Genomic DNA, 25,386 nt, shown 5'->3' on the forward strand with positions numbered 1-25,386 from the left:
CGTGCTGCGCCGCGTTCGGGACACGATAGAATCGTCACACTCATTTCTCGGTGAGCGTCTTCAGATTGGCGAGACCGGCTTCGAAATCCCTGCCGATCATGCTATCCAGGTTCATGAACACCTGGATCAGCCTGGACATGAAGTTCGCCGGACCATGCATCAGCCATGTGACATGGGTGCCATCGCCCTGCGGCAGCATTGTGAACTCGGCAGTGTTGTGGCCTTCGAACGGCTTGAAGAAATCGAGCTTGATGACGATTTTCGACGGCGCCAGCGTCTCGAGAATTTCCATGCGGCCGGAACCGACATTCTTGTCGCCGTCCCAGGCATAGGCGGCACCCTTGCCGCGCTCCGCACCGCTGTAGGTGCGCTTCATCGCCGGGTCCTTCTCCTCGTAGGGCGACCAGCTTCGCCACTGCTGAAAGTCGGAGATCAGCGGAAATATCCTTTCCGCCGGCGCCTTGATGCTGATCGCGCGCTGTACCCGCAACGTATTCGGCTTGGTCGCGGCGAGAATGAGCAACACGGCGATGGCAATCGCCAATATGACGGCGATAACGGCAATGACTTCCAGCATGTCGGGCTCCGTGAACAATCGGTTGAAGTTAGTCAGCAGCGAAAGGGGACCAGGTTGCGCAGGTTCTTGTCACGCAGCCACAGCCCGCCCCACAGCAACAAGCCGAGATAGAGCCCGAACAATGTATGTGTGAACAAGGGGCTGTCGATACGGACGTGCGAGGCGATCGCGCCGCCGAGATAGCCGGTGAGCAGGATCGCCCCGAGAATCGAGGTCGGCGGAATGGCGTAGAGCACGGTGCAGACGATGGTGACGACGCCGAGGCCGCGCATCAGCGCGTCGCTCGAACCGTAACCCATTCTGTCCATGGTTTCCGTGACGACCGGCCACGGCACCAGCTTGATGGCGCCGTCTATCATCAGGAACAGGATGACGAGGCCGGAGAGAATGCGGCCCGCCCAGCGTGCCGGATTTGAGACAGGCGCGGTCTCGGCGATGACGGTCATGATCGGTCCCCGTTGTCTTGAATGGCTGCTCGGATTCAAGACGAACGAGGGAGGTGGAAACCGACAGGTCGGGTGAAATTTTTTGACAAGGACGCCGTGATGCCCTGGCCAGCCCCGGCATGACGGATCATTGCTCGCGGCATCACCCTCCCTTGGAGGGGGAGGGTCGGTTCGCATGTAGCGTAGCGAAATGCGAAACGGGGTGGGGTGATCTCTCAACTCGGGCACTGTTGGATGCGGAGAGACCGTCACCCCACCTCGGTTCGCATTTCATGCGAACCGATCCTCCCCCTCCAGGGGAGGATAAGAAGGAGCTACTTCCCGGCTTTTTTGCCGCGGGGCTGGCTGTCGCGCTGCAGGCGGTCGAGGTGCATGCGGATGTGGGCGGCTTCGGCCGAGGTGTTGGCCAGCGCGATGGCGCGGTCGAAGGCCACCCGGGCCTCCTCGTTGCGGCCGAGTTGCATGAGGAAGGCGCCGCGCACGCCGAAGAAGTGAAAATAGTTCGACAGCCGCGCCGCCAGCGGCTCGATCATGTCGAGCGCGGCTTCCGGCCCTTTCACCTTGGACACCGCGACCGCGCGGTTCAAGGTCACCACCGGCGACGGCTGCATGATCTCCAGCGCGCCATAGAGCAGGTCGATCTGGGTCCAGTCGGTATCCTCGGGCTTTTCGGCGCGGGCATGCAGCGCTGATATCGCGGCCTGGACCTGATAGGGTCCGCTGCGGCGATGGCGCATCGCCTTGTCGATCAGCGCCAGCCCCTCGGCGATCAGAGCCTTGTTCCATTTCGAACGGTCCTGGTCGTCGAGCAGGATCACGGCGCCATCGGCATCGAACCGCGCATCAGAGCGTGCATGCTGCAGCAGCAACAGCGCGGTCAGCCCCATGATCTCGGGCTCGCTCTGGAACAGCCGCAGCAGCAATCGCGCCAGGCGAATGGCCTCTTCGCACAAAGGCGCCCGAATCTCGGCGGTGTCACCAGAGGCCGAGTAGCCCTCATTGAAAATCAGATAGATCATGGCGGCGACGGAGGCGAGGCGCTCGGAGCGCTCCGCTGCGCCCGGCGCTTCGAATGGCACGTTGGCATCGGCGACGCGCGCCTTCGCCCGGGTGATGCGCTGCTCCATCGCGGCTTCCGAGACCAGGAAGGCGCGTGCGATCTGTTTGACCGTGAGGCCCGAGACGATGCGCAGCGCGAGCGCGATCTGCTGTGTCGCCGGCAGGTCCGGATGGCAGCAGATGAACAACAGCCGCAGGATGTCGTCGCGGTAATGCGAGCCGTCGAGCCGCTCGGCAAGCTCCTCCTCGGCGTCGTCGAGGTCGGAGATCGCCTCGTCCTCGGGCAGCGCCGTTTGCTTCTTGCCGCGCCTGATGTCGTCGATCGCGACATTGCGGCCGACCATGATCAGCCACGCCGCCGGATCGCGCGGCGGGCCGTTCTGCGGCCAGCTCTTCAGCGCGCGCAGGCAGGCGTTCTGAAAGGCTTCCTCGGCGGTATCGAGGTTCCGGAAATAGCGCAGCAGCGCGCCGACCGCCTGGGGGCGAGCCGAAGTCAGTGCGGCATCGATCCAGGCGGTATCGGTCATGGCTGCACGCTCCCCGCCGTGAAGTGGCCAACGGGACGGATCTCGTAGGCGCCGCCGGGATTGGCCGCGCCGAGATCGCGGGCGACGCCGAGCGCCTCGTCGAGGTCCTTGCAGTCGACGAGATAGAAGCCGAGCAATTGTTCCTTAGTTTCGGCATAGGGGCCGTCCAGCACCAGCGGCGGATCGTCCTTGCGCAGCGTGGTCGCCGCCGTGGTCGGCAAGAGCCGCGCGACCGGACCGAGCCGGCCCTGTTTGGTCAATTTGTCCTGAACGACGGACAATTTCTTCATGACCGCAGCGTCCTGTTCCTTGCTCCAGGAACCGACGGTGTCTTCATCGTGATAGCAAAGAATGGCGTACAGCATGAGGCTCAAGCATCTCCGTTGTCTTGATGACGAACGATTATGCCCGGAGCCGACAGGCGCGTCGAAGAAATTTTGAAAATGACCTGCCTGCCGTCAGGGACCTACAATCGGCGGCGGCGGTGGATTGAAATGCCTATAGGCGTGAATGGCCGCCTTGGAACAAAGGCTGCACACACCGAGAATGAGAACGATGCACCTGAGCGTTTTCATCTGACGGCCTCGACCTGATTGGCCATGCAAGGTCTCCCTTGTCGGACGAAAGGAGGCTAGAGAAACACCTCGGTCCGCGATGTGAGGCGGGTCACGCCGGGTTGGCGACGCGAAAGGAATGGTAATGACGAAGGGTGCGCTTGCGCTGCTGGTGCATGGCGGGACCGACAACTGGTCGCCGCAGCGCTGGAAGAGCCGGTTCGATGACGTTTGCGAGGGGCGGTCCGTGCTGCTGTTGCCGGATGCGTCGTTCGATCCGGCTGATGTCCATTACGCGGCGGTGTGGAAGCCGCATCCGGGCGAGCTCGCCGCCTTCCCCAACCTGCGTGTCATTTTCAATCTCGGCGCGGGCGTCGATGCACTGATGGCCGATCGCTCATTGCCCGACGTGCCGCTGGTGCGCGTCGCGGTCGGCGACCTCACCGCGCGGATGACCGAGTATGTCGTTCTGCATGTCCTGATGCACCACCGGCAGGAACTCTATTTGCGGGAATCGCAGCGCGAAAAACGCTGGGCGCCGAAATCGCAATGGGCGGCGGGCGCAATCTCCGTCGGAATCATGGGGCTCGGCACGCTTGGCACTGACGCCGCCGACGTGCTGCGGCGGCTGGGCTTCCGTGTCACAGGCTGGAGTCGCAGCCCGCGAACGATCGAGGGCATCGAATGCTTTCACGGCGAAGCGCAGCTCGAGCCATTCCTGCGGCGGACCGATATTCTGGTATGCCTTCTGCCGCTGACGCCGGAGACGCGGCACATTCTCAATCGCGGGCTGTTTGAGAAACTGAATCGCAGAAGCCCGCTCGGCGCACCGGTCGTGATCAATGCCGGCCGCGGTGGCCTGCAGAACGAGGCCGACATTTTGCAATGCCTCGACGACGGCACGCTCGGCGGCGCCTCGCTCGACGTCTATGCCACCGAACCGCTGCCCGCCGACAGCCGGTTCTGGACCCATCCAAAGGTGGTGCTGACCCCGCACAATGCCGCCGATACCGATCCCGACGAGATATCGAAATACGTCGCGCAGCAGATCGCGCGCTTCGAAGCCGGCGGCGCGCTGGAGAACGTGGTGGACTGTAAGCGGGGATATTAGTTCTCCGTCATTGCGAGGAGCAAAGCGACGAAGCAATCCACTTATCCGTTATGCCGAGATATGGATTGCTTCGCTTCGCTCGCAATGACGGCGGTGAACGCCTCACCCCTTCGCCGGCAGCCTGTGCGCAAAGCTCCAGGAATGGCCGAACGGGTCCATGATGCGAGCATAGCGGTCGCCCCAGAACGAATCCCATGGCTCCAGCGTCACGGTGGCGCCGGCGTCACGGGCACGCTTCACCGCGGCATCGCAGTTCTCGACTTCGAGATGCATGGTCACCGAGGTGCCCTTGATCTGATCCGGCGGAAATACCGCGTCGACGCCATGGGAACCGCGGTGCTCGGGAAAGTCGTCCATGACGAAGATACGCGCGCCGTTGACGCGAATTTCCGAATGCATCAGCCGCTTGCCGTCCTCGGCCGGCATTCGGAGCGTTTCGGTGGCGCCGAGCGCCTTCTTGTAGAACTCGAGCGCTGCGTTGGCGTCGCGGACGACGAGATGGGGCGTGACGATCTGGACGGGGTCGGTCATTTCTGGGCTCCTGATTTTGGACACGTCACGAGGACGAATGAGGCAAACCGAAGCCGACAGCACCAGCGAAAAAATCGTCGTCCCTGCGAACGCAGGGACCCATACGCCGCGGCCCGCGGAAATGGCACATGCGGAGACGGCTTTGCTTCAATGACGAAGTGCAGTGGTTATGGGTCCCTGCGTTCGCAGGGACGACGGAGAGAGTTATTTCGCCGCCCCGACCATCACGTCGATCGCACCGTTGACAATCGCCTCCAGTTCCTTGCGCGGCACCTGAGCGCGGGCGCGGATGGCGATGGTGTGAATGGTGGCGGAGGCCAGTTGCGCCAGCACGGTCGCGTCGGCGCTCACCGGTAGCTCGCCCTTTTCCTGGGCGAGCCGGAAACAGGCCGCAAAAGCCTTGTCGAGCTCGGCAAAACCTTCCAGCACCATCGCGCGGATATCGGGGTCGTGCACCGCCTCGGAGGCTGCGGTCATCACCGTGAAGCAGCCGCGCGGACCGGATTCGCCGGACAGATAGATATCGAGCGCCACTGCATAGATGCGTTCCAGGCGTTTTCGGATCGGCAGTTCGTTCCTGAAGATGTCCCCCATCGCGACCCGCGCGTCGTCACGATAGCGCCGGTAGCTCTTGATGAAGAGTTCGCGCTTGTCGCCGAACGCGCCATAGAGGCTCGGTCGGTTCATGCCGGTGGCGGCGGAGAGATCGTCGAGCGAGGTGGCCGCAAAACCGTCCTTCCGAAACAGGTCGAGCGCCTTGCCGAGCGCCACGCCCGGCTCATAGGCGCGCGGCCGGCCCCGCCGCTTGGGCGGGACGGGAGCGTCGATCCGGGGGACCGGGGACTTCTTCCTTTTTTGTACCATTTCGCAAATAATTCCTTGACCGGATCTATATTATGCGGAACAGTATAAAAATCAATCCTGCCCGCCTTGAACGCCGGCCGATTGATCAACCGCCAAGGAGGCAAATCATGGACCTGTATTTCTCGCCGCTCGCCTGCTCGCTGGCGACCCGGATTGCGCTGTACGAAGCCGGCGTTGAGGTCAACTATCTCGAGGTCGATCCCAAGACCAAGGTGGTGCAGAAGGACGGCTCGGATTTTCGCACCGTCAACCCGCTCGGGCTGGTGCCGACGCTGCGCACCGACGACGGGACCGTGCTGACGGAGAACGCGGCGATCCTGCAATATGTCGCCGACCGCTTTCCGGGCGCCGGCATCTCGGCCAACTCCGCTGAGGAGCGCAGCCGCCTGCATCAATGGCTGTGCTTCATCGGCACCGAACTGCACAAGGCGCTGTTCGTGCCGCTCCTCGACAAGACGGCGCCGCAGGACGCAAAGACTTATGCGCTGAACAAGAATCTGTCGCGGCTCGACTATCTCGAGAACTACCTGAAGGGCCGCGAATTCCTGCTCGATCACTTCAGCGTCGCGGATGCCTATCTCGTCACCATCATCAACTGGACGATGGCGACGCCGCCGATCGAACTGGCGAAGTGGCCGGCGGTGAAAGCCTATCACGAGCGGCTGCGCGCCCGCCCGAGCATTGCGAAGGCGGTCGCCGAGGAGTTCGAACTCTACAAGGACGAACTCGCGCGGCATAAGGCAGCGGCGTAAGGCGCCCTCGTGTCCCGGACGCGGTGCAGCACCCCTTGGTGATGCACCGCAGAGCCGGGACCTATTTCACGGCATGCAGTGGACCCCGGAACTGCCGCTCACCGCCATAGCGTGTCGAAGACGCGCGTAAACGCGCTTATGGCGCTGCGCAGCATCCGGGGAACGCAAACGGCAAAGCCGTCACGCCGGCGGCGCCAGCAACCGCGCCGTCAGATCGCTCAACGCGCGGCGAAAGATTTTGGCGTCGCCGCGCGCCCGTGCCAGGACCAGCGCGCCCTGGATGGTGAGGAGCGCATCTTCGGCGCGTCGCTGTGCCTGGCTGGTCGTGAGCCCGGATCGCCGCAACAGCGACGCCAGCGCCGTTTGCCAGCGCGCGAAATATCCATCGACCGCTTCGGCAAAACTGTCGCGCGCCGAGCCGAGCGCCACCATGCCGACCAGGCAGACGCGATCGCCCGAGTGGAAATATTGATCGACGCCCGCGATCATCGCAGCGATGGCGCGCGCGGGATCGTCGGCGGTGCGCAAGGGCGCGAAGATATGAAGTTCGAACCAGCCGTCGATCTCGGCCAGCACCTCGGTGGCCATCTGCTCCTTGCCGCCGGGGAATAGATGATAGAGGCTGCCCTTGCCGAGCCCGGTGGCTTCCGTGATCAGCGTCAGCGAGGCGCCCTCGTAGCCATGCGCGCGAAACACCTCGCCGAGCGCGCGCAGTACCTCTCCACGTTCGACGCCTCTTTTCAGCATCTGATCATAGCGGATTCTCGCTTAGCCCCGCGACATCCGCCGGGCGCGGACCCGGGGCCGGCCAATGGAAGCGGCGCTCGCTTTCCTTGATGGCGATATCGTTGATGCTGGCCTCGCGCCGCCGCATCAGGCCATGTTCGTCGAACTCCCACTGCTCGTTGCCGTAGGAGCGATGCCACTGCCCGGCATCGTCGCGCCATTCATACTGGAAGCGCACGGCAATGCGGTTCTGATCGAACGCCCAGAGATCCTTGATCAGGCGATAGTCATGCTCCTTCGCCCATTTTCGGGTGAGGAATTCGACGATCGCCTCGCGGCCCTGGAAGAATTCGGAACGGTTACGCCAGCGGCTGTCCTCGGTATAGGCCAGCGATACCCGGACCGGATCGCGCGAATTCCAGGCGTCCTCGGCCATGCGCGCCTTTTGGGCTGCGGTTTCACGGGTGAAGGGCGGCAGCGGCGGACGCGACATGAAGTTTCTCCGGATTGCTAACCCCAACACATTGTACCGATCGGTACAGAGAGTCAATATCCATAGCGTTTTCGAGCGAAGTGGATGCCGGTTCGCGTAAAGAAAACGCGTCAAAACTAAGAATTACTCCGGCGCCAGATCAGCCTTCATCAACAGCCGCAGCGATTTCGGGATCGGCTTCGCCCGTCCCTCGCTGATGAAGGCAACGCGCACTTCCGCCTTGACGAGGACGTCTTCGCCTCGCCGCACCTCCTGTGCCAGCGTGATGGAAGCGCCCTTCACCGCGACCGGCCATGTCACCACGTCGAGCACGTCGTCCATACGCGCCGGCCGCAGAAAGTCTAGTTGCATCGAGCGGACTACGAAGGCAAAGCCCGGCATCTCCTCCTGCGCCTGCTCGAACAGCGCATGCTGCGAGGCGCCCATCAGCCGCAGATGATTGGTGCGCCCGCGCTCCATGAAGCGCAGGTAATTGGCGTGATAGACGATGCCTGAAAAATCGGTGTCTTCGTAATAGACACGGACCTGCATGTGATGGCGGCCGTCGCGGATCTCGCCGTCGAGGTAAGGAGTCATTTCAAATGATTTACTTGCTCGCGAGCCAGCCTGAGAAACTCTTTCAGATCCCAGGGCACAATACGGCCCGCTTTCACGTCAGCCATACCTTCTTCGATCAGACGCTCAAGCTCCGAGAACTTCCTAGCTCTTTCGACGGGTATATCCATCGGGAGAGAGTATCAGCTTCAGGGCTGAATGCACAGGTAACCGGACTGCTTCAACTTACGCCACCGCCGGCCGCCCCGCCCCCACCGTCACCAGCACGATCTCTGGTGGCACCCCGAGCCGGAACGGCATGATGCTGCAGCCGAGGCCGCCGGAGACGACGACGTCGCAGTTCATCTTGATATGGCCATAGGCGAGCTGCTGGCCGGACGGCGAGATCGGCGACCAGCCCAGCATCCGCACCTGGCCGCCATGGGTGTGTCCGGAGAGCTGCAGCGCAACGCGCGCGGGCACGCGGCGCGCGATGTCAGGCTCGTGCGCCATCAGGACCACCGGCGCATCGTCGGTGATCTTCGCCAGCGTCGCGCCGAGATCGTCGACGCCGATCCGCTTGAGCGGCCTGAAGCGGCGGGCCGGAATGTAAGCGAGCTGGTCGCCCAATCCGGCAAGCCAGAACGATTGGCCATTCTTGGTGAGTTTCTTCGCGTCGTTTTCGTACACCGGGATACCGACAGCTTCCAGCGCACGGCCCGCGCTCGGCAGCCCCTGCCCGTTGCGCTGCACTTCCTTGTCTTCCCACCAGTCGTGATTGCCGAGCACCGCATGCACGCCGAGCGGCGCCTTCAATCCGGCCAACGCTCCCGCCCATTCGGCGTCGGGAATGAAGCGTGTCACCTTGCGATGTCCGGCCACGTAGTCGCCGAGCATGACGACGATGTCGGGCTTGAGCGTATTGGTGCGTTCGACGATCTCACCGATATGATCGAGCGACATCCAGGGATCGCAGGCGTGGAGGTCGGCGATGGCGGCGATCCTGAGCTTGAGACCTGCCGGCCATTGTGGCGGCGAGATGTTGTACCGCACGACGCGAAGCCGGACGACCGGCGCGCTGAACCCGTAAGCGGTGGTTGAGGCGCCCAGCGCGCCCAGGCCACCCATGGACTTCAAGAAATGACGGCGTGTTAACATGTGATCCAATCGTGATGCAGCGCCAACATGGTGGCGGATTGGGCCCGAATTGGGGTGCGTTTGTGCAGAACGTTAGCAGACCTCCAGCAGCTTCTCACCAGCGATTCTGCCCTTAGTGCACCGCCGGAATGATCGGGTTCGAAGCGCTCAATCGTCGCCGTTGCCGAACAAGCCGAACTGCGCGGGATCGCGGGCGGGCTCGGCGAGGCCGAGGTGGCGGAAGGCGTGCGAGGTGAGCAGCCTACCGCGCGGGGTGCGCTGCAGATAGCCGCACTGGATCAGATAGGGCTCGATGATGTCCTCGATGGCGTCCCGCGGCTCGGATAGCGCCGCCGCCATGGTCTCGACGCCGACCGGGCCGCCGCCATAGTTCATCGCGATGGTCGTCAGATAGCGACGGTCCATGGCATCGAGGCCGGCGGCATCGACTTCCAGCGCGCTCAGCGCGTGGTCGGCGATGGCGCGGTCGACCGAGCTGGCGTCGGCTGCGGACGCGAAATCACGCACGCGGCGCAACAGGCGGCCGGCGATGCGCGGCGTGCCGCGGGCGCGGCGCGCGATTTCGTTGGCGCCGTCAGGCGTCATGCCGATGTTGAGCACGCGGGCGCCGCGGCTGACGATCTTCTCCAGCTCTTCCTCGGTGTAGAAGTTCAGCCGGATCGGAATGCCGAAACGGTCGCGCAGCGGATTGGTCAACAACCCTGCGCGCGTCGTGGCGCCGACAAGAGTGAACTTTGCGAGATCGATCTTGACCGAACGCGCCGCCGGCCCCTCGCCGATGATGAGGTCGAGCTGAAAATCTTCCATCGCGGGGTACAGCACCTCCTCGACGGCTGGGCTGAGGCGATGGATTTCGTCGATGAAGAGCACGTCGCGCTCTTCGAGATTGGTGAGCAGTGCGGCAAGATCGCCGGCCTTGGCGATGACAGGACCGGAAGTGGCGCGAAAGCCGACGCCGAGTTCGCGCGCGACGATCTGCGCCAGCGTGGTCTTGCCGAGGCCGGGAGGCCCGACGAACAGCACGTGGTCCAGCGCCTCGCCCCGCTTGCGCGCGGCCTCGATGAAGATCGAGAGATTCTTGCGTGCCTGCGCCTGGCCGACGAATTCGGACAGCAATTGCGGACGCAGCGCGGTGTCGCCGACATCGTCGCTGCGTCGCTCGGGGGTGACGATGCGGGAGGGGGTGTTCACCCGTTGCCCCTCCGGTACTTGTTGGGCAAAAGCTCGCCGATGGTGACGACCTTCGGCTCGCGGCCATTGTCGGGAACGATGACCCGCGCCTTTGCATCGTAATCGTGGATCAGTTCGCGACAGATGCCGCAGGGCGATACCACGGCGATACTGCCGGGCTCGTCCGGCTTGGGATGGCGCACGGCGACGATGGTCTCGATGCCGCGATCGCCGGTTTCGGTGATGGCGCGCCCAATGGCGATCGCCTCCGCGCAGACGGCGATCCGGCCGATATAGGCGTCGATATTCACACCGGTGACGATGCGGCCGTCGCGGGTGCGCATCGCAGCGCCGACCTCCTGCCACTTATTGCGATAACGCGGCCTGATCGCGTCAATCGCGGCAGCAATTAGTTCCTGGTCTTTCTCGCTCAACATGGCAGCAACGCATTCCTTCGACAGTCAGTGGCGAACATAGTCTATTTCGCCAGTTCCTTCAGGCCCAGCCGGATAAGCTGAGCCGTCTCGGCATTCTCGCCCGCGCTGCGCGAGGCGGTGGCGATGGCGGCGGCGGCCTGTGGCTGGCCGTAGCCGAGATTGACCAGCGCCGAGATCGCGTCGGTGACCGGGCGCGGTGCGCGGTCGCTGTCGATGGCGCCGGCCAGATGCACCACGGCGGGATCGACATTGGCGAACGCCGGCGCCTTGTCCTTCAATTCAGACACGATGCGCTCGGCGACCTTGGGGCCGACGCCCGGCGTGCGCGACACCGCGGCCTTGTCGCGCAGCGCAATCGCATTGGCGAGTTCGGCCGGCGGCAGCGTCGACAGCACTGCCAACGCGACCTTGGCGCCGACGCCCTGCACGGTCTGCAAGAGGCGGAACCATTCGCGCTCGGTATCGGTGCGGAAGCCGAACAGCTTGATTTGATCCTCGCGGACATAGGTTTCGATCGAGAGCACCGCAGCCTCGCCGGGCGACGGCAGCGCCTGCAGCGTGCGCGACGAGCAATGCACCTGATAACCGACGCCTCCGACGTCGAGGATGACAAAATCCTCGCCGTAGGAATCGATCAGGCCTTTGAGTTTACCGATCATTGTGACGTCCCGGATTCGAAGGCGATGGCGGCGCCGACAAAAGTGAGGGACGCACCGGCTAAGGGGTTCCCTCCCCCCTTGCGGGGGAGGGTTAGGGAGAGGGGTGCCGCTTGCTCGATTGCCTGACGTACAGCGAGGCCAGCGCTTCCCTCATCGACTGTGTAGCTAAGTTCGTTGATACATTGTCGTCGCGCATCTTCGGTCGGAACCCGCGGCTTACCCCTCTCCCCAACCCTCCCCCGCAAGGGGGGAGGGAGCCTGACGAGTGTGCTTCCCTCACTTGGCCTGACGCGGCGGCAGCCCATCATGCGCTCGCCACTTTCATCCGCAGTGCTGCGCCCTGGCGGTGATGGGCGTGCGTAATCGCGATCGCCAGCGCGTCGGCGGCGTCGGCGGATTTGGGCTCGGCCTTCGGCAGCAATATCTTCAGCATCACCGCGATCTGGTTCTTGTCGGCGTGGCCCGCTCCGACCACGGTCTTCTTCACTTGATTGGGCGCGTATTCCGCAACCGATATGCCGAACATCGCGGGCGCCAACATGGCGACGCCGCGGGCCTGGCCTAGCTTCAGGGTGGCGACGCCGTCCTTGTTGACAAAAGTCTGCTCCACTGCGGCTTCCGCCGGCTTGAAATCGCCGAGGACTGTGGCAAGCCCTTCATGGATCGCCAGCAGGCGGCTCGCTATAGGCAGGTTGTCCGGCGGCTCCACCGAGCCGCAGCCGATGAAGACGAGCCGGTTGCCCTCGGTCTCGATCACGCCCCAGCCGGTACGGCGCAGGCCGGGGTCGATGCCGATAATCCGGACGGGGTGGCGAATCGGTGGGGATGTCATGGCGTAGTGATAACGCCAGAGCCGGATGAACGAAACATAAAGAGAACGGAAATCCCCTGGATGAGGCTGGCCGTGCCCCGGACGCGGCGCGACACGAAGTGACGCGACGCAGAGCCGGAGCCCATCTATCCGCACGGTACTCAGCAGCATGGGTCCCGGCTCTACTGAGCAGCGCTACCGGACGATGCTTCGCATCGCCTAGGCTGCACCGCGTCCGGGACACGTGACACCCTACCCGCCCATCTTGGCGACCAGCGCGTCGGAAACCTCGAAATTGGCGTAGACGTTCTGCACGTCGTCGTGCTCGTTCAACAGGTCCATCAGCTTCAACAGCTTCTCGCCGGTCTCGTCATCCACCGCGACCGTGTTCTGCGGCTTCCAGGTCAGCGCTGCCTTGCGGGCTTCGCCGAACTTGGCTTCCAGCGCTTTCGCAACCTCGCGAAAGGTTTCCTGCGAGGCGTAGATCTCGTGGCCGCTTTCGCTGGATACAACGTCGTCGGCGCCGGCCTCGATCGCGGCTTCCAGCATCGCGTCGTCGGAGGCCTTGCTGGCGTCGTATTCGATGATGCCGGTGCGGTCGAACATGAAGGCGACCGAGCCGGTTTCGCCGAGATTGCCACCGGACTTGGTGAAATAGGAGCGGATGTCGGAGGCGGCGCGGTTGCGGTTGTCCGTCAGCGCCTCGACGATGATGGCGACGCCGCCGGGGCCGTAGCCCTCGTAGCGGATCTCGTCATAGCTCTCGCTTTCGCCGCCGATCGCCTTCTTGATGGCGCGCTCGATATTGTCCTTCGGCATGTTTTCCTGCCGCGCCGCGATCACGGCCGCGCGGAGCCGGGGGTTCATGGCCGGGTCCGGGGTTCCCAATTTGGCGGCAACGGTGATTTCGCGCGCCAGCTTGCTGAACAGCTTGGACTTCTGGGCATCCTGCCGGCCCTTGCGGTGCATGATGTTCTTGAATTGGGAATGGCCGGCCATGCGGAGTCTCTTGGATTCATCCGGGGTGTAGGGGTGAAGCGCGGCCTTATAGGCCGGCAACCGGCTGAAATCAAAGATTTACGTCCCATCCGGGTATGCCGGTACTGCCGCGCGCCGAAATATCAGGCAGTTGTTAACCATGATTTCATGCTCGGATGAGAGGATTTCGCACGCGCCCTCAACTTTTAAGGGACTCCATGGCCTTCGGTTTGTTCAAAAAGCAGGTGGCGGAACCGGCTTTGCCTGCCGTCCAGCCCAAGGTTCAGACGGCCGGCGCCGTGACGGAGGCCGTCTCGGGCGATGGCGACTCGGCCCAGGCCATCCTCGAACTTCTGGAACTCGAACTCGGCGCGATGATCCGCCAGCTCGAGCGGGCGGCCAATTCGGTCGCCGGCGGCGCCGAGGCGACCGCTGCGACGCTCTCCACCATTCGCCAGCGCACCGACGCCCTGACGAGCCGCACCAGCGCTGCACAGGGCACGGCGACGACGTTTTCGCACGCCGCCGACAAGTTCACCCAATCGGCGCAAGGGATCGGCTCCCAGGTGCGCGACGCCGGCAAGCTCGCCGACCAAGCCAGTGAGGCCGCCCGCGAAGCCGGCGCCAATGTCGACCGCCTGAGGGAATCATCGGCCGCGATCGGCAACGTGGTCAACCTGATCGCGCAGATCGCGCGGCAAACCACGCTCTTGGCGCTCAATTCCACCATCGAGGCCGCACGCGCCGGCGAAGCCGGGCGCGGCTTTGCCGTCGTCGCCACCGAAGTGAAGGCGCTCGCGGTGCAGACCCAAAGCGCGACGGAGGAAATCACGAAGAAGATCGAGGCACTGCAGCGGGATGCCGCGGGCTCGGTCGATGCCGTGCATCGCATCACGCAGTCGATCGAGGCGATCCGCCCGGTGTTCGAGAACGTCAACGGCGCGGTCGCCGAGCAGAGCGCGACCACCGGCGAGATGGCCGACAATGCGGCCTCCGCTTCGAGCTTCATCGCTTCCGTCGGCGCCAGCGCCACCGAAATCGACAGCGCCACCAAGGAAGCCGAGGCCCATGGCGAAAGCGTCGCCAAGGCCGGACGGGCCGTCACCGCGTTTGCGCAGAAGCTCAAGGCGCGTTGCGCAGTGCTGCTGCGCCAGGGTGATCGCACCGAGCGCCGCGAACAGCAAAAACTACCGTGCAGCCTCAAGATCGAAATCCAGACGCCGCGCGGCGTGATATCGGCGCCGGTCTATGAGATTTCGATCGATGGCATCCTGGTCAGCGGGCCAGACGCCGAAAGGCTGGCGCAGGGCCAGAGTTTTGAGGCGACGTTGCAGGATATCGGCGCTTGCCGCATTCGCGTCAGTGAGCGCTCGAAGGCCGGCACGCAGGCCCGGTTCGAGCGGACGAATGCCGCGCTGATCGAGAAGATCGAAGACAAGCTGTGGTCGATCCAGGACGACAACACCGAGGCGGTCACCCGCGCGATGGAAGCCGGCGCCGCGCTGAAGAAAATCTTCGAGAACGGGATCGATAGCGGCGCCATCTCAATGGAAGACATGTTCGACACCAACTACGTCGAGATACCAGGCAGCAACCCGGTGCAATATCGCACCAAAATCCTGGACTGGGCCGATCGCGCGCTGCCGCCGTTCCAGGAAGCGTTCCTTGCCAAGGACAAGCGGATGGCGTTCTGCGCCATGATCGACACCAACGGCTATTTGCCGGTGCACAACAAAATCTATTCGCACCCACAGCGCCCGGGCGACGTCACCTGGAATACCGCCAACAGCCGCAACCGCCGTATCTTCAACGATCCGGCCGGACTCGCCGCCGGGCGCAATCAGCGCGCCTATCTGATCCAGAGCTACGCCCGCGACATGGGCAACGGCAACACCGTGATGATGCGCGAGATCGACGTGCCGATCCGCGTCAAGGGCCGCCACTGGGGCGGCTTCCGCACGGCCTACCGGCTTTAGCCACACTCGCCCTCACCGCGCATATCGCATCAAATGGCATGCGCCGTTTCGCGCGATTGCGCCGATGGCTGCCTGAAAAGCGTGCCGTGAAGCGGTTGCGGCTATCGCGCTTTCGCCCTGAACCTTCCTTGTTCGAACTCGTTGATAGGCAGGCGTGGAACCGCGGCTGACGGCTCCCTCAGCGCGCCAGGTCAAGCAGGCTGGATCGTCCCCGCGCAGGCCCCTCGCGCACCAGCCAAGGCAGGTCGAGATAAGACAGGCGGAGATCAAGCAGGCGGAGGTCAAAAATGGCCCGATCTGGCGCAGCAAGGCGTGCAACGCGGATGGTCACCGTGCCGGAGAAAATTCCGATCAGGCTGACCGTCAACGGCAACCGCATGGAACTGACGGCCGCCCCGTGGACGACGTTACTCGACGCGCTACGCGATCATCTCGACCTGACGGGCACCAAGAAGGGCTGCGACCACGGACAATGCGGCGCGTGTACCGTTCTGGTCGACGGGCGGCGGATCAATTCCTGCCTGACGCTGGCGGTGATGAAGCAAGGCGCCGAAATCATCACCGTCGAGGGCCTTGCACATGACGGCGAGCTGCATCCGCTGCAGCAGGCCTTTATCGATCATGATGCATTTCAGTGCGGCTACTGCACGTCGGGACAGATCTGCTCGGCCGCCGGGCTGATCGCCGAGGGCAAGGCCAAAACGGCCGACGAGATTCGCGAACTCATGAGCGGCAACATCTGCCGCTGCGGCGCCTATCCGAACATCGTGGCGGCGATCCAGCAGGCGATGGAGCGATCATGACCCCGTTCCAATATGCGCGCGCAAACGACGTCGCCGATGCCATCAAGCAGATTGCCACGGATCCTTCGGCAAAATTCATTGCGGGCGGCACCAACCTGATCGACCTGATCAAATATGATGTCGAGGGTCCGAGCCGGCTGATCGATATTTCGCACCTGCCGCTCAGGAGCGTCGAACCAACCTCCGCCGGTGGCGTTCTGATCGGCGCGATGGTGCCGAACACCGACCTCGCCTACCACCCCCTGATCGAACAGCGCTATCCACTGCTCTCGCGCGCGATACTATCAGGCGCGTCGCAGCAGTTGCGCAACATGGCCTCGACCGGCGGCAACCTGCTGCAGCGGACGCGCTGCTTCTACTATTACGACACGGCGACGCCGTGCAACAAACGTGAGCCGGGTAGCGGCTGCTCGGCGATCGATGGCGTCAACCGCATCAATGCGATCCTCGGAACCAGCGCGGCCTGCATCGCTACGCATCCTTCCGACATGTGCGTGGCACTCGCAGCGCTCGAAGCCACCGTGCATGTCACGGGTCCAGCTGGGGCGCGCACCATCGCGTTTGCGGATTTCCATCGCCTGCCCGGCAACACGCCGCAGCGCGACACCAATCTGGAACCCGATGAGATCATCACGGCCATCGAGCTTCCGCCAAAAGGGTTTAGCGCAAACTATTCCTACCTGAAGATCCGCGATCGTCTATCGTACGCGTTCGCGCTGGTATCGGTGGCGGCAGCGCTCGAACTCGACGGCGACACGATCAAGGAAGCCCGCCTGGCGCTCGGCGGCGTCGCACACAAGCCATGGCGCAGTACCGCGGCCGAAGCGGCCCTGCTCGGACAACGCACTGACGCGACCGCATTTGCGAAAGCCGCGGATTGGCTGCTGCACGGCGCCAAAGGCTACGGGCACAACGATTTCAAGATCGGCCTGGCGCGGCGCGCTATCATTCGCACGCTCGATCAGGCCGCGCGAGGCACGCCGCAGTCGGTCTCCGACAAGAAAATACGGTGAGCGCCATGGCAAGCTATATCGGATCAGCGACATCCCGCGTCGACGGCAGGGCCAAGGTCACCGGCGAAGCCAAATATGCCGGCGATTTCAACGTCGCCGGCCTCGTCCATGGCTATGTCGTCGAATCGACGATACCGAAGGGGCGGATCGTGCGCATCGACACCAGCGGGGCGCTGGAGGTTGATGGCGTGATCGACGTGCTGACCCATCGGAATCGACCGCAGATGCCCGACAAGGATGACGCCTACAAGGACGAAGTCGCGCCGGAAAAAGGCTCACCCTATCGCCCGCTCTACGACGACATGATCCATTTCAGCGGACAACCGCTCGCGCTGGTACTGGCCGAGGATTGGGAAACCGCGCGCGTCGCCGCTTCGCTGATAAAGGTCGAGTACCAGAAGGCGCTTCACGTCACCGATCTGCACGCGGAGCGCACCCGCGCCTTTGCCATCGATAAGCCGGAGAAGCCGCGCGGCGATGCCGAAAAGGCATTTGCGTCCGCCGCCGTGCGCCATGCGGCCGAATATTTCATTCCGACCGAGCACCACAATCCGATGGAATTGTTCGCTTCGACGGCGATCTGGGATGACGGCCAGCTCACCGTCTACGACAAGACGCAGGGCGTGCAGAACGTCCAGCAATATCTCTGTGGCGTGTTCAAGATGAAGCCGGACGCGGTTCGCGTCATGTCGCCGTACATGGGCGGCGGTTTCGGCTCCGGCCTGCGCCCGCAATATCAGGTCGTGCTGGCGGTGCTGGCGGCGCGTGCGCTCAAACGTCCGGTTCGCGTCATGCTGACGAGGGCGCAGATGTATGCACTCGGCTACCGGCCGGCGAGCATCGAACGGCTTGCACTTGGCGCCAGCAGCGAGGGCGCGCTCGAAGCAATGCAACATGAAGCCATCACTGTGACCTCGCAGTTTGAGGAGTTCGCGCGCAACGATACTGGCTGGGGAAACCTGCTCTACAAGAGTCCGAATGCGGAATTCGGGCACAGACTGGTAAAGCTCGATCTGCCGACCTCCTGCGACATGCGCGCGCCGGGGGCTGCGACCGGCGTCTATGCGCTCGAATGCGCGATGGACGAACTCGCCGTCGCGCTCAAGACGGATCCGGTGCAGTTGCGGCTGCAATGCTATTCCGACCGCGATCAAGGCGCGGATATTCCCTATACCAGCAAGCAACTGCGTGAATGCTACCGGCAGGGCGCGGCGGCGTTTGGCTGGGACAAGCGCACGCCCGAGCCGCGCTCCATGCGCGAGGGCAGCGACCTGGTCGGCTGGGGCATGGCATCCGGCGTATGGGAGGCGCTGCAGATGCCGACCACGGTGCGCATCGTGCTGACGGCGAACGGTCATGCGGAAGTGGCGACCGCCGCATCCGATATCGGCACCGGGACCTACACGATCATGGCCCAGGTCGCGGCCGACATGCTCGGCCTGCCGATCGACAATATCAGCGTCAAGCTCGGCGATTCCACGCTGCCACAATGTCCGCTCGAAGGCGGTTCGTGGATCGCGTCCTCAGTGTGCAACGCGATTGCCAATACCGCCCGCGCGGTTCGCGGCGACTTGCTGAAGCTTGCAATCGGCATGAAGGATTCGCCGCTGGCAGGCGCCGGCGTGGACGACGCCGCGCTGATTGACGGCAAGATCGTCAGCAAGCGCGATGCGACCCGCGCAGTCTCGATTGCCAGCGCGATGCAATCCGGCAATGCCGATCGCATCACGCGCGAGGAGGCCAACAAGGTTGCCGAAGACAAGTCTCACGCGCGCAATGTCCACTCCGCCATCTTCGCGGAGGTCAAGGTGGACGAACAGCTTGGCGTCATCCGCGTGACCCGCGTGGTCAATGCCGTCGCCGCCGGCCGCATCCTCAACCCGAAGACCGCCCACAGCCAGGTCATGGGTGGCGTGGTCTGGGGAATCGGCATGGCGCTGCACGAGGAAACGCTGTTCGACCATCGCTTCGGACGCGTCATGAACGCCAATATCGCTGAATACCACGTGCCCGTGAATGCCGACGTGCACGACATCAAGGTGATCTTCGTCGACGAGCCCGACCAGATCGTCAATCCACTCGGTATCAAGGGCCTCGGCGAGATCGGCATTGCCGGCGTGGCGGCGGCGATCGCCAACGCGGTCTATCACGCGACGGGAAAGCGCGTCCGCGACCTGCCGATTACGCTCGACAAGGTGGTTCAGTTCAATTGAAGCGAGGTCCGTGTCCCGGACGCGGTGCAGCGCGCAGCGCTGCTCCGCAGAGCCGGGACCCATCTTTCCGCATATCATCTCTGGACCCCGGCTCAGCAGCGCATCACTGCGTGCTGCGCTGCGTCCGGGGAACGGAGCCAGCAGCCTCGGCATCGACGCTCGCCGGCGTTTGTATCGCCTCACGCCCAAAACGCCGGCACGGCCGGCTCGAGCCTGCCGCCGGCCCGCACCGGCGCAACACGCAGCGCGAGACCGGTGGCATCATCGGTCTCGACCGCGACACCGCTGAGTGTCGCCGCCCCTGCGGCCGGTTCGAAGCGGGCTGATGGGATACCCGTCGTAAAGCGCCGTAGCGGCTCTTCCTTCTGCATGCCGATGATGGAATCATAATCGCCGGTCATGCCGGCGTCTGTCATGTAGGCGGTGCCGCCGGCGAGGATCTGATGATCGGCGGTCGGCACATGGGTATGCGTGCCGACGACGAGGCTGGCGCGGCCATCGCAGAAATAGCCGATGCCTTGTTTCTCGCTCGTCGCCTCGCCATGGAAATCGACCACGATCGCATCCGCGGCTTCGCGCAGCGGACAGGCCTCGAGTTCCTGATTGAGCACCGCGAAGGGATCGTCGAACGGCGTCATGAAGACGCGGCCGATCGCGTTGATAACCAGCGCGCGCTTGCCGTTCTTGGTATCGACCAGCGCCGCTCCCCGGCCCGGCGTGCCTTTTGGATAGTTCGCGGGCCGGACCAGTTTTGGCGCGCGCTCGATGAACACCAGCGCCTCGCGCTGATCCCAGGCGTGATTGCCGAGCGTGATGGCATCCGCCCCGGCGTCGAGCAATTCCTGATAGATCGCCTCGGTAATGCCGAACCCGCCGGCGGAATTCTCGCCATTGACGACGACGAGGTCGAGCGCCCAGTCCCTGATCATGCCGGGCAGATATGCCGCGACCGCGGTGCGCCCTGCTCGGCCGACCACGTCACCAACGAAGAGAATACGCAAAGTTCAGCTCCGGAAATCGAACACTTTCTTTTCCGTTAGCACATAATCCAGCGCCACGTCGTGCGGCAGCGCGGGAACGGCTTTTATTTCCTGCACGGAAAAGCCGGTGCCGATGGCCGTAATGGCCTTCGCCTTGCGCAAGTGGGCGAGTGTGAAGTCGTAGTGTCCTGCGCCATAACCGATGCGGTGGCCGGCGCGATCGAACGCCGCCAGCGGCACCAGCATGATATCGGGCACGAGTTCGGCCGCCGCCGGCGACGGCTCGAGAATGCCGAGCGGCCCCATCATCAGCCGGTCATCGGGCGCCCACGCGCGAAACGCGAGCGATTTGCCACGCGACAGCACTGCGGGCAGCGCGAGCTTCGCGCCCTGTTCGGCGAGCTTGCGCATCAGGGGTGCCGGATCGATCTCGCTGCGGATCGGCGAATATCCCGACACGACGAGCCCTGGCTCGACCTCGAACGGCAGGCCGCGCTTCGCCATCGCCTGCGCCGCAGCCGCGCGCTGCTCGTCGCTCAACGCATCGCGTTTCGCCAGAGCTGCGGCGCGGAGATCGGCTTTCGACAGGGTTGCCGTCATGCAGTATCTTTCCGCCGTCATCACCCGCGACCTGTCCGCCGAAGCTCAACGAGCGAAGGCGGAAGGCGGGTGATCCAGTATTCAAGAGACTTCAGTGATTCAACCGAGACGCCGCGGCGTACTGGATACCCCGCATGCGCGGGGTATGACGGGACGTGCGCGGGTAGGACGAGGTCGCAAGCAACAAAACGAAAGTGCGAGGCCGCGAACGCCGTTGAAGCACTCGATCCCGGAGTTCCCTACGAAAGTAGGTGGGCACCATATGTCCGGATCCACGGACCCGGCCAGGGACAGTTCCCTAAAGGATCGATAAGGCCCCGGGGATATATGGCTCCTGACGCACGACGCAGCTTCGCGAAGCCAATGTAAGCGCTACGAGGCGAGTCCGCCAGCGGTTACCGCTTAGCTTTCCCGTCCCCTAACGCGGAAGACGGGCCGCGCGACATGAACACAACTTTCGAAATGGCCAGTTGCACTCGCGTTAAGATTGCACTCCAATTCACCCTCCCCTGGAGGGGGAGGGTCGTTCGCACTCGGGCGATGCGCAGCATCGTCCGATGCGAGCGGGGTGGGGTGATCTATCCACGAGCGAGATAGATATGATTTCAACGGCAATCCGACGCGCCGCAGCGAAGAAGCTGCGGGCGAATACTACGCCGCATGAACGCGCTCTCTGGCGTGCTTTGAAAGAGCTGCCGATGGAAGGCACACATTTCCGGCGACAGGCGCCGATCGGCCGTTATGTCGTGGACTTCTTCTGTCCCGCAAAACGTCTCGTCATTGAGCTTGATGGCGGGCACCATAACGACGATGCGACGGCCAAGCGCGATAGCGAACGGCAAGCCTGGCTGGAGCAGGAAGGGTACCGTGTTATTCGCTTCTGGAATTCGGATGTGGCCTCTGATCTCAGAGCGGTGATGGAGAAGATTTACGTGGAAGTGTATGGGTCGAGAGAGGCTGACGCACTGCCACTGAAGCACCGCCGACGACGATAGACTGTCACCCCGCCCCGCCGCTGCGCGGCGACCCTCCCCCTCCAGGGGAGGGTAGAGCGAGCGCGCGTCAATCATTCGCGACTTGTCGCAGACATTCGCGCCATCGTAGCGCGCCCCTTATCCTCCCCTGGAGGGGGAGGATCGGTTCGCATGAAATGCGAACCGAGGTGGGGCGACAGTCTTTCGTATCGGGCGCTGCCCGTGTTGAGAGATCACCCCACCCCGCCTCACATCTCGCTTCGCTCGCTGTGAGCCGACCCACGAGCGAGCTTCGCTCGTCTCGGACCCCTCCAGGGGAGGGTGAAGAATTGGCGCGGTCTATCACCCGATCGCGACGCCGCTGCCGATGGTGCGGTTGATGACCTGCGTGGTTTTCTCGATGCGGTCGGCGGCGGCGTTGAGCGCGTTGGCGACGGCGACCTGGGTGGCCTTGGCGCGGTCGGCGGCGGCGGTGCGGACGTTGCGCAGGGTTTCAAGTTCGCCCTCCAGCGCACGGATGCGCGCGTTGGCATCCAGCAGTTCGTCGCACACGGTGAGCGCGGCCATCACGGTGAGGCGCGCATCGCCGATCTCGCCGAACTTGCCGCGCAACTCTCCGACCCGCGATTCCAGGCTCTCGGCGAGCTTCAACAGCCGCACCTCCTGCCCTTCCTCGCAGGCCATGCGATACTGCCGGCCGTTGATGGTGACGTTGATGTGACTCATTCACTCTCCCCGGCGTCGGCATCGAGCACCGCACGGATGGTGCCGATCGCGGCATCCAGCTTTTCTGATATCTCGCGGTTGGTGCGCTCCAGCCGCCGCGTCTTCACCAGCGAACCGTCGAGTTCGTCGGCGAGCCGCGAGCGATCGGCGCCGAGCGCCTGGATCCGGCTCGCCAGCTCGTTCTCGTCGCGGTCGGCGTCGCGCCGCCGCTCGGCCGCAGCCTCGAGCGCATCGAGCGCCATCATCAGGCGCCGCGTAGCGGCGTCGATGTCGGCATAGACCGGCTCGGCATTGCCGGCCCCGTTGGTGTGACGATCGCCCATGAAAGACAGCGCGCACCTTCGCGGTAGGCCCGCCGCACGGCAGCAAAATCCGCGGTTCGGCAAGCGGTTAGAGCACGAAATTTACGTGGCAAGCGAGCCGAGCGCAACGCCCGCGCGAAGCTATGCACTGCTAAGCACCTTTTCGCATGGCAAGGGCGTTTCCACGCCTTGGACTCCCGGGGATTGAGGTGCTATCCAGCCCGCACTTTCCCTCAAACACGCCCGTATTGCGGCCTTCGCCCGGTACATACCCCTAACCAAGCACCTCATTTCAGGCGGATTTTCATCATGACGCAGGTCGATCATACCCGTATGGCCAATGCGATTCGCGGGCTTGCCATGGATGCCGTCGAAAAGGCGAAATCCGGCCATCCCGGCCTGCCGATGGGCGCCGCCGACATCGCGACCGTGCTGTTCACACAGTTCCTCAAATTCGACGCGGCGGCTCCGACCTGGCCCGACCGCGACCGCTTCGTGCTGTCGGCCGGACACGGCTCGATGCTGCTCTATGCCCTGCTGTACCTGACCGGCAACAAGGACATGACGCTCGATCAGATCCGGAATTTCCGTCAGCTCGGCTCCAAGACGCCGGGACATCCGGAGAATTTCGAGACCAGCGGCGTCGAGACCACCACCGGCCCGCTCGGCCAGGGCATCGCCACCTCGATCGGCATGGCGCTGGCGGAAAAGATGCTGGCCGCCGAATTCGGCAAGAAGGTGGTGAGCCACCACACCTACGTGCTCGCTTCCGACGGCGACCTGATGGAAGGCGTGTCGCAGGAAGCGATCGCGATGGCCGGGCACTGGAAGCTGAACAAGCTGATCGTGCTGTATGACAACAACGGCATCTCGATCGATGGCCCGACCTCGCTCGCCGATTCGGTCGATCAGGTGAAGCGCTTCAAGTCCGCGGGCTGGGCGGCCGAACTGATCGACGGCCAGGATCCGAAGGCGATTGCCGCCGCGATCGCCCGCGCGCAAAAATCCAACAAGCCGTCGCTGATCTCCTGCAAGACCACGATCGGTTACGGCGCGCCGACGCGGGCCGGCACGGCGAAGGCCCATGGCGAGGCGCTCGGCGCCGATGAGCTCAAGGGCGCCAAGGAAAAGCTCGGCATTTCGCTCGACGCCTTCTCGGTGCCTGACGATGTGCTGAAGGCATGGCGTGCCGCCGGCAGCCGCGGCGCTGCCGCGCGCGAGGAATGGGAAGGCGTTTTCGCCGAGCTCGGCCCCCGCAAGCGCGCCGAGTTCGAGCGGCGAATGCGGCACGAGCGGCCGGCCGCGCTGTCGAAGGCGCTGCGGGTGCACAAGAAGGCGCTATTGGAATCGCCGCTGAATGTTGCCACGCGGAAATCTTCCGAAGCTGCGATCGAGGCGATCGCCGCCGCGATGCCGATGGAATTTTTGGCGGGCTCGGCCGACCTCACCGGCTCCAACAACAACAAGGCGAAGTCGGCAGTGGCGTTCTCGGCCAAGACGCCGAAGGGCCGCTTCATCCACTACGGGATCCGCGAGCACGGCATGGCCGCGGCGCTGAACGGCATCTTCCTGCATGGCGGCTTCGCGCCGAACGGCGCGACCTTCCTGGTGTTCACGGACTACGCGCGGCCTGCGATGCGGATCGCCGCGCTGATGGGCGCGGGCGTCGTCTACGTGATGACCCATGATTCGATCGGGCTCGGCGAGGACGGGCCGACGCATCAGCCGGTCGAGCATCTCGCGGCGCTTCGCGCCATTCCCAACATGCGCGTGTTCCGCCCGTGCGACGCCGTCGAGGTCGCGGAATGCTGGGAACTGGCGCTCAACCGTGTCGACGGCCCGACGGTGCTGGCGCTGACCCGCCAGAACCTGCCGCAGCTTCGCACCAATGCGCCCAACGATAATCCTTGCGCGCATGGCGCCTATGAGTTGGTCGCGGCGCAGGGCGAGGCAAAAGTGTCGCTGTTCGCCTCGGGCTCTGAGGTCGAGATCGCGGTGGCTGCCCAAAAGCAACTGAGCGAGCGTGGCATCCCGTCGCGGGTCGTCTCGGTGCCCTCGCTCGAACTCCTGCTGGCGCAGCCGGCAGACCGAAAGGCAGCCATTATCGGCAATGCGCCGGTCAAGGTCGCCATCGAGGCCGCGGTACGCTGGGGCTGGGACGCCGTGATCGGCCAGGATGGGGAATTCATCGGCATGCACGGTTTCGGGGCTAGCGCTCCCGCCAAGGACCTTTTCAAGCACTTCGGAATTACTGCCGAGGCTGCGGTTAACGCTGTCCTGAAGCGCTTGGGCTGACGGTTGAGGTCCGGGGGAAAAAGGACTACCTAGACCCCCATCTTGACCGTTCCCGCCCGGCCGAACCGGGCGTTCCGCCGTCAGCACCTCCGTGGAACGTCTCCGCGGGGCGGGCAC

27 protein-coding genes and 1 other RNA gene are annotated in these 25,386 nt (G+C 64.0%); 8 read left to right on the plus strand and 20 right to left on the minus strand.

All coding sequences use genetic code 11. The annotated features are described in order from the left end of the window. Positions 1–40: 40 nt before the first annotated feature. The 4 genes from V1277_RS10190 to V1277_RS10205 all read right to left on the minus strand — a co-directional run bounded on the left by V1277_RS10190 (position 41) and on the right by V1277_RS10205 (position 2,974). The gene (locus V1277_RS10190) at positions 41–577 is read right to left on the minus strand and encodes an SRPBCC family protein (protein ID WP_334416050.1); all 537 of its coding nucleotides are present in this window, start codon (positions 575–577) and stop codon (positions 41–43) included. Positions 578–609: 32 nt separating this feature from the next. Continuing rightward, on the minus strand, positions 610–1,023 hold the full coding sequence (locus tag V1277_RS10195) for a DoxX family protein (RefSeq protein ID WP_334416051.1): 414 nt from the start codon (positions 1,021–1,023) through the stop codon (positions 610–612). Positions 1,024–1,337: 314 nt separating this feature from the next. Further along, positions 1,338–2,609 (minus strand): RNA polymerase sigma factor, encoded by a 1,272-nt coding sequence (locus V1277_RS10200; protein ID WP_334416052.1) that lies wholly within the window; start codon positions 2,607–2,609, stop codon positions 1,338–1,340. Next, positions 2,606–2,974, minus strand: coding sequence for a YciI family protein (locus tag V1277_RS10205; RefSeq protein WP_334372786.1), 369 nt, complete (start codon positions 2,972–2,974; stop codon positions 2,606–2,608). The genes V1277_RS10200 and V1277_RS10205 overlap by 4 nt, the downstream gene beginning before the upstream one ends. A 334-nt stretch (positions 2,975–3,308) precedes the next feature. Between V1277_RS10205 and V1277_RS10210 the strand changes: the two genes are divergently transcribed. Beyond that, the gene (locus V1277_RS10210; protein WP_334416053.1) at positions 3,309–4,274 is read left to right on the plus strand and encodes a 2-hydroxyacid dehydrogenase; all 966 of its coding nucleotides are present in this window, start codon (positions 3,309–3,311) and stop codon (positions 4,272–4,274) included. A gap of 102 nt (positions 4,275–4,376) precedes the next feature. Here V1277_RS10210 and V1277_RS10215 read toward each other — a convergent pair whose 3' ends face one another. Next, entirely contained in the window at positions 4,377–4,805 is a 429-nt protein-coding gene (locus V1277_RS10215) for a VOC family protein (RefSeq protein WP_334416054.1), read from the minus strand. Between the two features lie 204 nt (positions 4,806–5,009). Then, entirely contained in the window at positions 5,010–5,669 is a 660-nt protein-coding gene (locus V1277_RS10220) for a TetR/AcrR family transcriptional regulator (protein WP_334416055.1), read from the minus strand. 107 nt (positions 5,670–5,776) lie between these two features. Here V1277_RS10220 and V1277_RS10225 point away from each other — a divergent pair, with 107 nt between their 5' ends. Beyond that, the gene (locus tag V1277_RS10225; protein WP_334416056.1) at positions 5,777–6,421 is read left to right on the plus strand and encodes a glutathione binding-like protein; all 645 of its coding nucleotides are present in this window, start codon (positions 5,777–5,779) and stop codon (positions 6,419–6,421) included. 180 nt (positions 6,422–6,601) lie between these two features. On the opposite strand, the gene V1277_RS10230 is transcribed toward V1277_RS10225, so the two are convergent. From V1277_RS10230 to V1277_RS10270, 9 genes are all read right to left on the minus strand, one after another. Beyond that, positions 6,602–7,168, minus strand: a complete 567-nt coding sequence (locus V1277_RS10230) for a TetR/AcrR family transcriptional regulator (RefSeq protein WP_334416057.1) — start codon at positions 7,166–7,168, stop codon at positions 6,602–6,604. 4 nt (positions 7,169–7,172) lie between these two features. Then, a complete protein-coding gene (locus V1277_RS10235; RefSeq protein ID WP_334416058.1) occupies positions 7,173–7,640 on the minus strand; it encodes a nuclear transport factor 2 family protein in 468 nt (155 codons plus the stop codon). 123 nt (positions 7,641–7,763) lie between these two features. Continuing rightward, positions 7,764–8,216, minus strand: coding sequence for a tol-pal system-associated acyl-CoA thioesterase (gene ybgC / locus V1277_RS10240; protein WP_334416059.1), 453 nt, complete (start codon positions 8,214–8,216; stop codon positions 7,764–7,766). A gap of 204 nt (positions 8,217–8,420) precedes the next feature. Next, positions 8,421–9,332, minus strand: a complete 912-nt coding sequence (locus V1277_RS10245) for a metallophosphoesterase (protein WP_334416060.1) — start codon at positions 9,330–9,332, stop codon at positions 8,421–8,423. A 147-nt stretch (positions 9,333–9,479) separates the two neighbouring features. Continuing rightward, positions 9,480–10,523 (minus strand): Holliday junction branch migration DNA helicase RuvB, encoded by a 1,044-nt coding sequence (gene ruvB, locus V1277_RS10250; protein WP_334416061.1) that lies wholly within the window; start codon positions 10,521–10,523, stop codon positions 9,480–9,482. Beyond that, a complete protein-coding gene (locus tag V1277_RS10255) occupies positions 10,520–10,939 on the minus strand; it encodes a cytidine deaminase (protein WP_065726757.1) in 420 nt (139 codons plus the stop codon). Before V1277_RS10255 ends, ruvB begins: the two co-directional genes overlap by 4 nt. A gap of 41 nt (positions 10,940–10,980) precedes the next feature. Further along, positions 10,981–11,598 carry a Holliday junction branch migration protein RuvA gene (ruvA, locus tag V1277_RS10260; protein ID WP_334416062.1) on the minus strand — a complete coding sequence of 206 codons (618 nt, stop codon included), beginning with the start codon at positions 11,596–11,598 and terminating at the stop codon, positions 10,981–10,983. Positions 11,599–11,902: 304 nt separating this feature from the next. Continuing rightward, a complete protein-coding gene (gene ruvC, locus V1277_RS10265) occupies positions 11,903–12,430 on the minus strand; it encodes a crossover junction endodeoxyribonuclease RuvC (RefSeq protein WP_334416063.1) in 528 nt (175 codons plus the stop codon). Positions 12,431–12,661: 231 nt separating this feature from the next. Then, complete coding sequence (locus tag V1277_RS10270; RefSeq protein ID WP_065743088.1) at positions 12,662–13,408, minus strand: YebC/PmpR family DNA-binding transcriptional regulator; 747 nt, start codon at positions 13,406–13,408, stop codon at positions 12,662–12,664. Between the two features lie 197 nt (positions 13,409–13,605). Here V1277_RS10270 and V1277_RS10275 point away from each other — a divergent pair, with 197 nt between their 5' ends. From V1277_RS10275 to V1277_RS10290, 4 genes are all read left to right on the plus strand, one after another. Beyond that, the gene (locus V1277_RS10275; RefSeq protein WP_334416064.1) at positions 13,606–15,363 is read left to right on the plus strand and encodes a methyl-accepting chemotaxis protein; all 1,758 of its coding nucleotides are present in this window, start codon (positions 13,606–13,608) and stop codon (positions 15,361–15,363) included. Between the two features lie 323 nt (positions 15,364–15,686). Beyond that, positions 15,687–16,166, plus strand: coding sequence for a (2Fe-2S)-binding protein (locus V1277_RS10280; RefSeq protein ID WP_442894571.1), 480 nt, complete (start codon positions 15,687–15,689; stop codon positions 16,164–16,166). After that, positions 16,163–17,179 (plus strand): FAD binding domain-containing protein, encoded by a 1,017-nt coding sequence (locus V1277_RS10285; protein ID WP_334416066.1) that lies wholly within the window; start codon positions 16,163–16,165, stop codon positions 17,177–17,179. Before V1277_RS10280 ends, V1277_RS10285 begins: the two co-directional genes overlap by 4 nt. A gap of 5 nt (positions 17,180–17,184) precedes the next feature. After that, positions 17,185–19,392, plus strand: a complete 2,208-nt coding sequence (locus tag V1277_RS10290) for a xanthine dehydrogenase family protein molybdopterin-binding subunit (RefSeq protein WP_334416067.1) — start codon at positions 17,185–17,187, stop codon at positions 19,390–19,392. A gap of 179 nt (positions 19,393–19,571) precedes the next feature. Here the strand turns inward: V1277_RS10290 and V1277_RS10295 are convergent, their stop codons facing one another. The 3 genes from V1277_RS10295 to ssrS form a co-directional block, all read right to left on the minus strand. Continuing rightward, complete coding sequence (locus V1277_RS10295) at positions 19,572–20,393, minus strand: TIGR00282 family metallophosphoesterase (protein WP_334372757.1); 822 nt, start codon at positions 20,391–20,393, stop codon at positions 19,572–19,574. Between the two features lie 3 nt (positions 20,394–20,396). Continuing rightward, entirely contained in the window at positions 20,397–20,972 is a 576-nt protein-coding gene (locus tag V1277_RS10300; protein ID WP_334416068.1) for a 5-formyltetrahydrofolate cyclo-ligase, read from the minus strand. A 195-nt stretch (positions 20,973–21,167) separates the two neighbouring features. Next, positions 21,168–21,328, minus strand: a non-coding RNA gene (gene ssrS, locus V1277_RS10305) — 6S RNA. 243 nt (positions 21,329–21,571) lie between these two features. Here ssrS and V1277_RS10310 point away from each other — a divergent pair. Then, complete coding sequence (locus V1277_RS10310) at positions 21,572–21,967, plus strand: endonuclease domain-containing protein (protein ID WP_334416069.1); 396 nt, start codon at positions 21,572–21,574, stop codon at positions 21,965–21,967. 321 nt (positions 21,968–22,288) lie between these two features. Here V1277_RS10310 and V1277_RS10315 read toward each other — a convergent pair whose 3' ends face one another. Beyond that, positions 22,289–22,672 (minus strand): cell division protein ZapA, encoded by a 384-nt coding sequence (locus V1277_RS10315; protein WP_028349229.1) that lies wholly within the window; start codon positions 22,670–22,672, stop codon positions 22,289–22,291. Further along, a complete protein-coding gene (locus V1277_RS10320; protein WP_334416070.1) occupies positions 22,669–22,995 on the minus strand; it encodes a DUF4164 domain-containing protein in 327 nt (108 codons plus the stop codon). The genes V1277_RS10315 and V1277_RS10320 overlap by 4 nt, the downstream gene beginning before the upstream one ends. Positions 22,996–23,283: 288 nt before the next feature. On the opposite strand from V1277_RS10320, the gene tkt reads away from it, so the two are divergent. Continuing rightward, positions 23,284–25,269, plus strand: a complete 1,986-nt coding sequence (gene tkt / locus V1277_RS10325; RefSeq protein ID WP_334416071.1) for a transketolase — start codon at positions 23,284–23,286, stop codon at positions 25,267–25,269. The last annotated feature ends 117 nt before the right edge of the window (positions 25,270–25,386 follow it).

It is taken from the genome of Bradyrhizobium sp. AZCC 1588 (assembly GCF_036924735.1).
GTDB lineage: Bacteria > Pseudomonadota > Alphaproteobacteria > Rhizobiales > Xanthobacteraceae > Bradyrhizobium.

What these genes read in the sequence shown, in the direction of transcription:
- V1277_RS10230 (WP_334416057.1), bottom strand. Translation starts at nt 7,168, where the DNA reads ATGCTGAAAAGAGGCGTCGAACGTGGAGAGGTACTGCGCGCGCTCGGC.
- V1277_RS10235 (WP_334416058.1), bottom strand. Translation starts at nt 7,640, where the DNA reads ATGTCGCGTCCGCCGCTGCCGCCCTTCACCCGTGAAACCGCAGCCCAA.
- ybgC (WP_334416059.1), bottom strand. Translation starts at nt 8,216, where the DNA reads ATGACTCCTTACCTCGACGGCGAGATCCGCGACGGCCGCCATCACATG.
- ruvA (WP_334416062.1), bottom strand. Translation starts at nt 11,598, where the DNA reads ATGATCGGTAAACTCAAAGGCCTGATCGATTCCTACGGCGAGGATTTT.
- V1277_RS10255 (WP_065726757.1), bottom strand. Translation starts at nt 10,939, where the DNA reads ATGTTGAGCGAGAAAGACCAGGAACTAATTGCTGCCGCGATTGACGCG.
- tkt (WP_334416071.1), top strand. Translation starts at nt 23,284, where the DNA reads ATGACGCAGGTCGATCATACCCGTATGGCCAATGCGATTCGCGGGCTT.
- V1277_RS10195 (WP_334416051.1), bottom strand. Translation starts at nt 1,023, where the DNA reads ATGACCGTCATCGCCGAGACCGCGCCTGTCTCAAATCCGGCACGCTGG.
- V1277_RS10290 (WP_334416067.1), top strand. Translation starts at nt 17,185, where the DNA reads ATGGCAAGCTATATCGGATCAGCGACATCCCGCGTCGACGGCAGGGCC.
- V1277_RS10310 (WP_334416069.1), top strand. Translation starts at nt 21,572, where the DNA reads ATGATTTCAACGGCAATCCGACGCGCCGCAGCGAAGAAGCTGCGGGCG.
- V1277_RS10205 (WP_334372786.1), bottom strand. Translation starts at nt 2,974, where the DNA reads ATGCTGTACGCCATTCTTTGCTATCACGATGAAGACACCGTCGGTTCC.
- V1277_RS10300 (WP_334416068.1), bottom strand. Translation starts at nt 20,972, where the DNA reads ATGACGGCAACCCTGTCGAAAGCCGATCTCCGCGCCGCAGCTCTGGCG.
- V1277_RS10275 (WP_334416064.1), top strand. Translation starts at nt 13,606, where the DNA reads ATGGCCTTCGGTTTGTTCAAAAAGCAGGTGGCGGAACCGGCTTTGCCT.
- V1277_RS10320 (WP_334416070.1), bottom strand. Translation starts at nt 22,995, where the DNA reads ATGGGCGATCGTCACACCAACGGGGCCGGCAATGCCGAGCCGGTCTAT.
- V1277_RS10285 (WP_334416066.1), top strand. Translation starts at nt 16,163, where the DNA reads ATGACCCCGTTCCAATATGCGCGCGCAAACGACGTCGCCGATGCCATC.
- V1277_RS10210 (WP_334416053.1), top strand. Translation starts at nt 3,309, where the DNA reads ATGACGAAGGGTGCGCTTGCGCTGCTGGTGCATGGCGGGACCGACAAC.
- V1277_RS10215 (WP_334416054.1), bottom strand. Translation starts at nt 4,805, where the DNA reads ATGACCGACCCCGTCCAGATCGTCACGCCCCATCTCGTCGTCCGCGAC.
- ruvC (WP_334416063.1), bottom strand. Translation starts at nt 12,430, where the DNA reads ATGACATCCCCACCGATTCGCCACCCCGTCCGGATTATCGGCATCGAC.
- V1277_RS10245 (WP_334416060.1), bottom strand. Translation starts at nt 9,332, where the DNA reads ATGTTAACACGCCGTCATTTCTTGAAGTCCATGGGTGGCCTGGGCGCG.
- V1277_RS10220 (WP_334416055.1), bottom strand. Translation starts at nt 5,669, where the DNA reads ATGGTACAAAAAAGGAAGAAGTCCCCGGTCCCCCGGATCGACGCTCCC.
- V1277_RS10270 (WP_065743088.1), bottom strand. Translation starts at nt 13,408, where the DNA reads ATGGCCGGCCATTCCCAATTCAAGAACATCATGCACCGCAAGGGCCGG.
- V1277_RS10315 (WP_028349229.1), bottom strand. Translation starts at nt 22,672, where the DNA reads ATGAGTCACATCAACGTCACCATCAACGGCCGGCAGTATCGCATGGCC.
- V1277_RS10280 (WP_442894571.1), top strand. Translation starts at nt 15,687, where the DNA reads ATGGTCACCGTGCCGGAGAAAATTCCGATCAGGCTGACCGTCAACGGC.
- V1277_RS10225 (WP_334416056.1), top strand. Translation starts at nt 5,777, where the DNA reads ATGGACCTGTATTTCTCGCCGCTCGCCTGCTCGCTGGCGACCCGGATT.
- V1277_RS10200 (WP_334416052.1), bottom strand. Translation starts at nt 2,609, where the DNA reads ATGACCGATACCGCCTGGATCGATGCCGCACTGACTTCGGCTCGCCCC.
- V1277_RS10190 (WP_334416050.1), bottom strand. Translation starts at nt 577, where the DNA reads ATGCTGGAAGTCATTGCCGTTATCGCCGTCATATTGGCGATTGCCATC.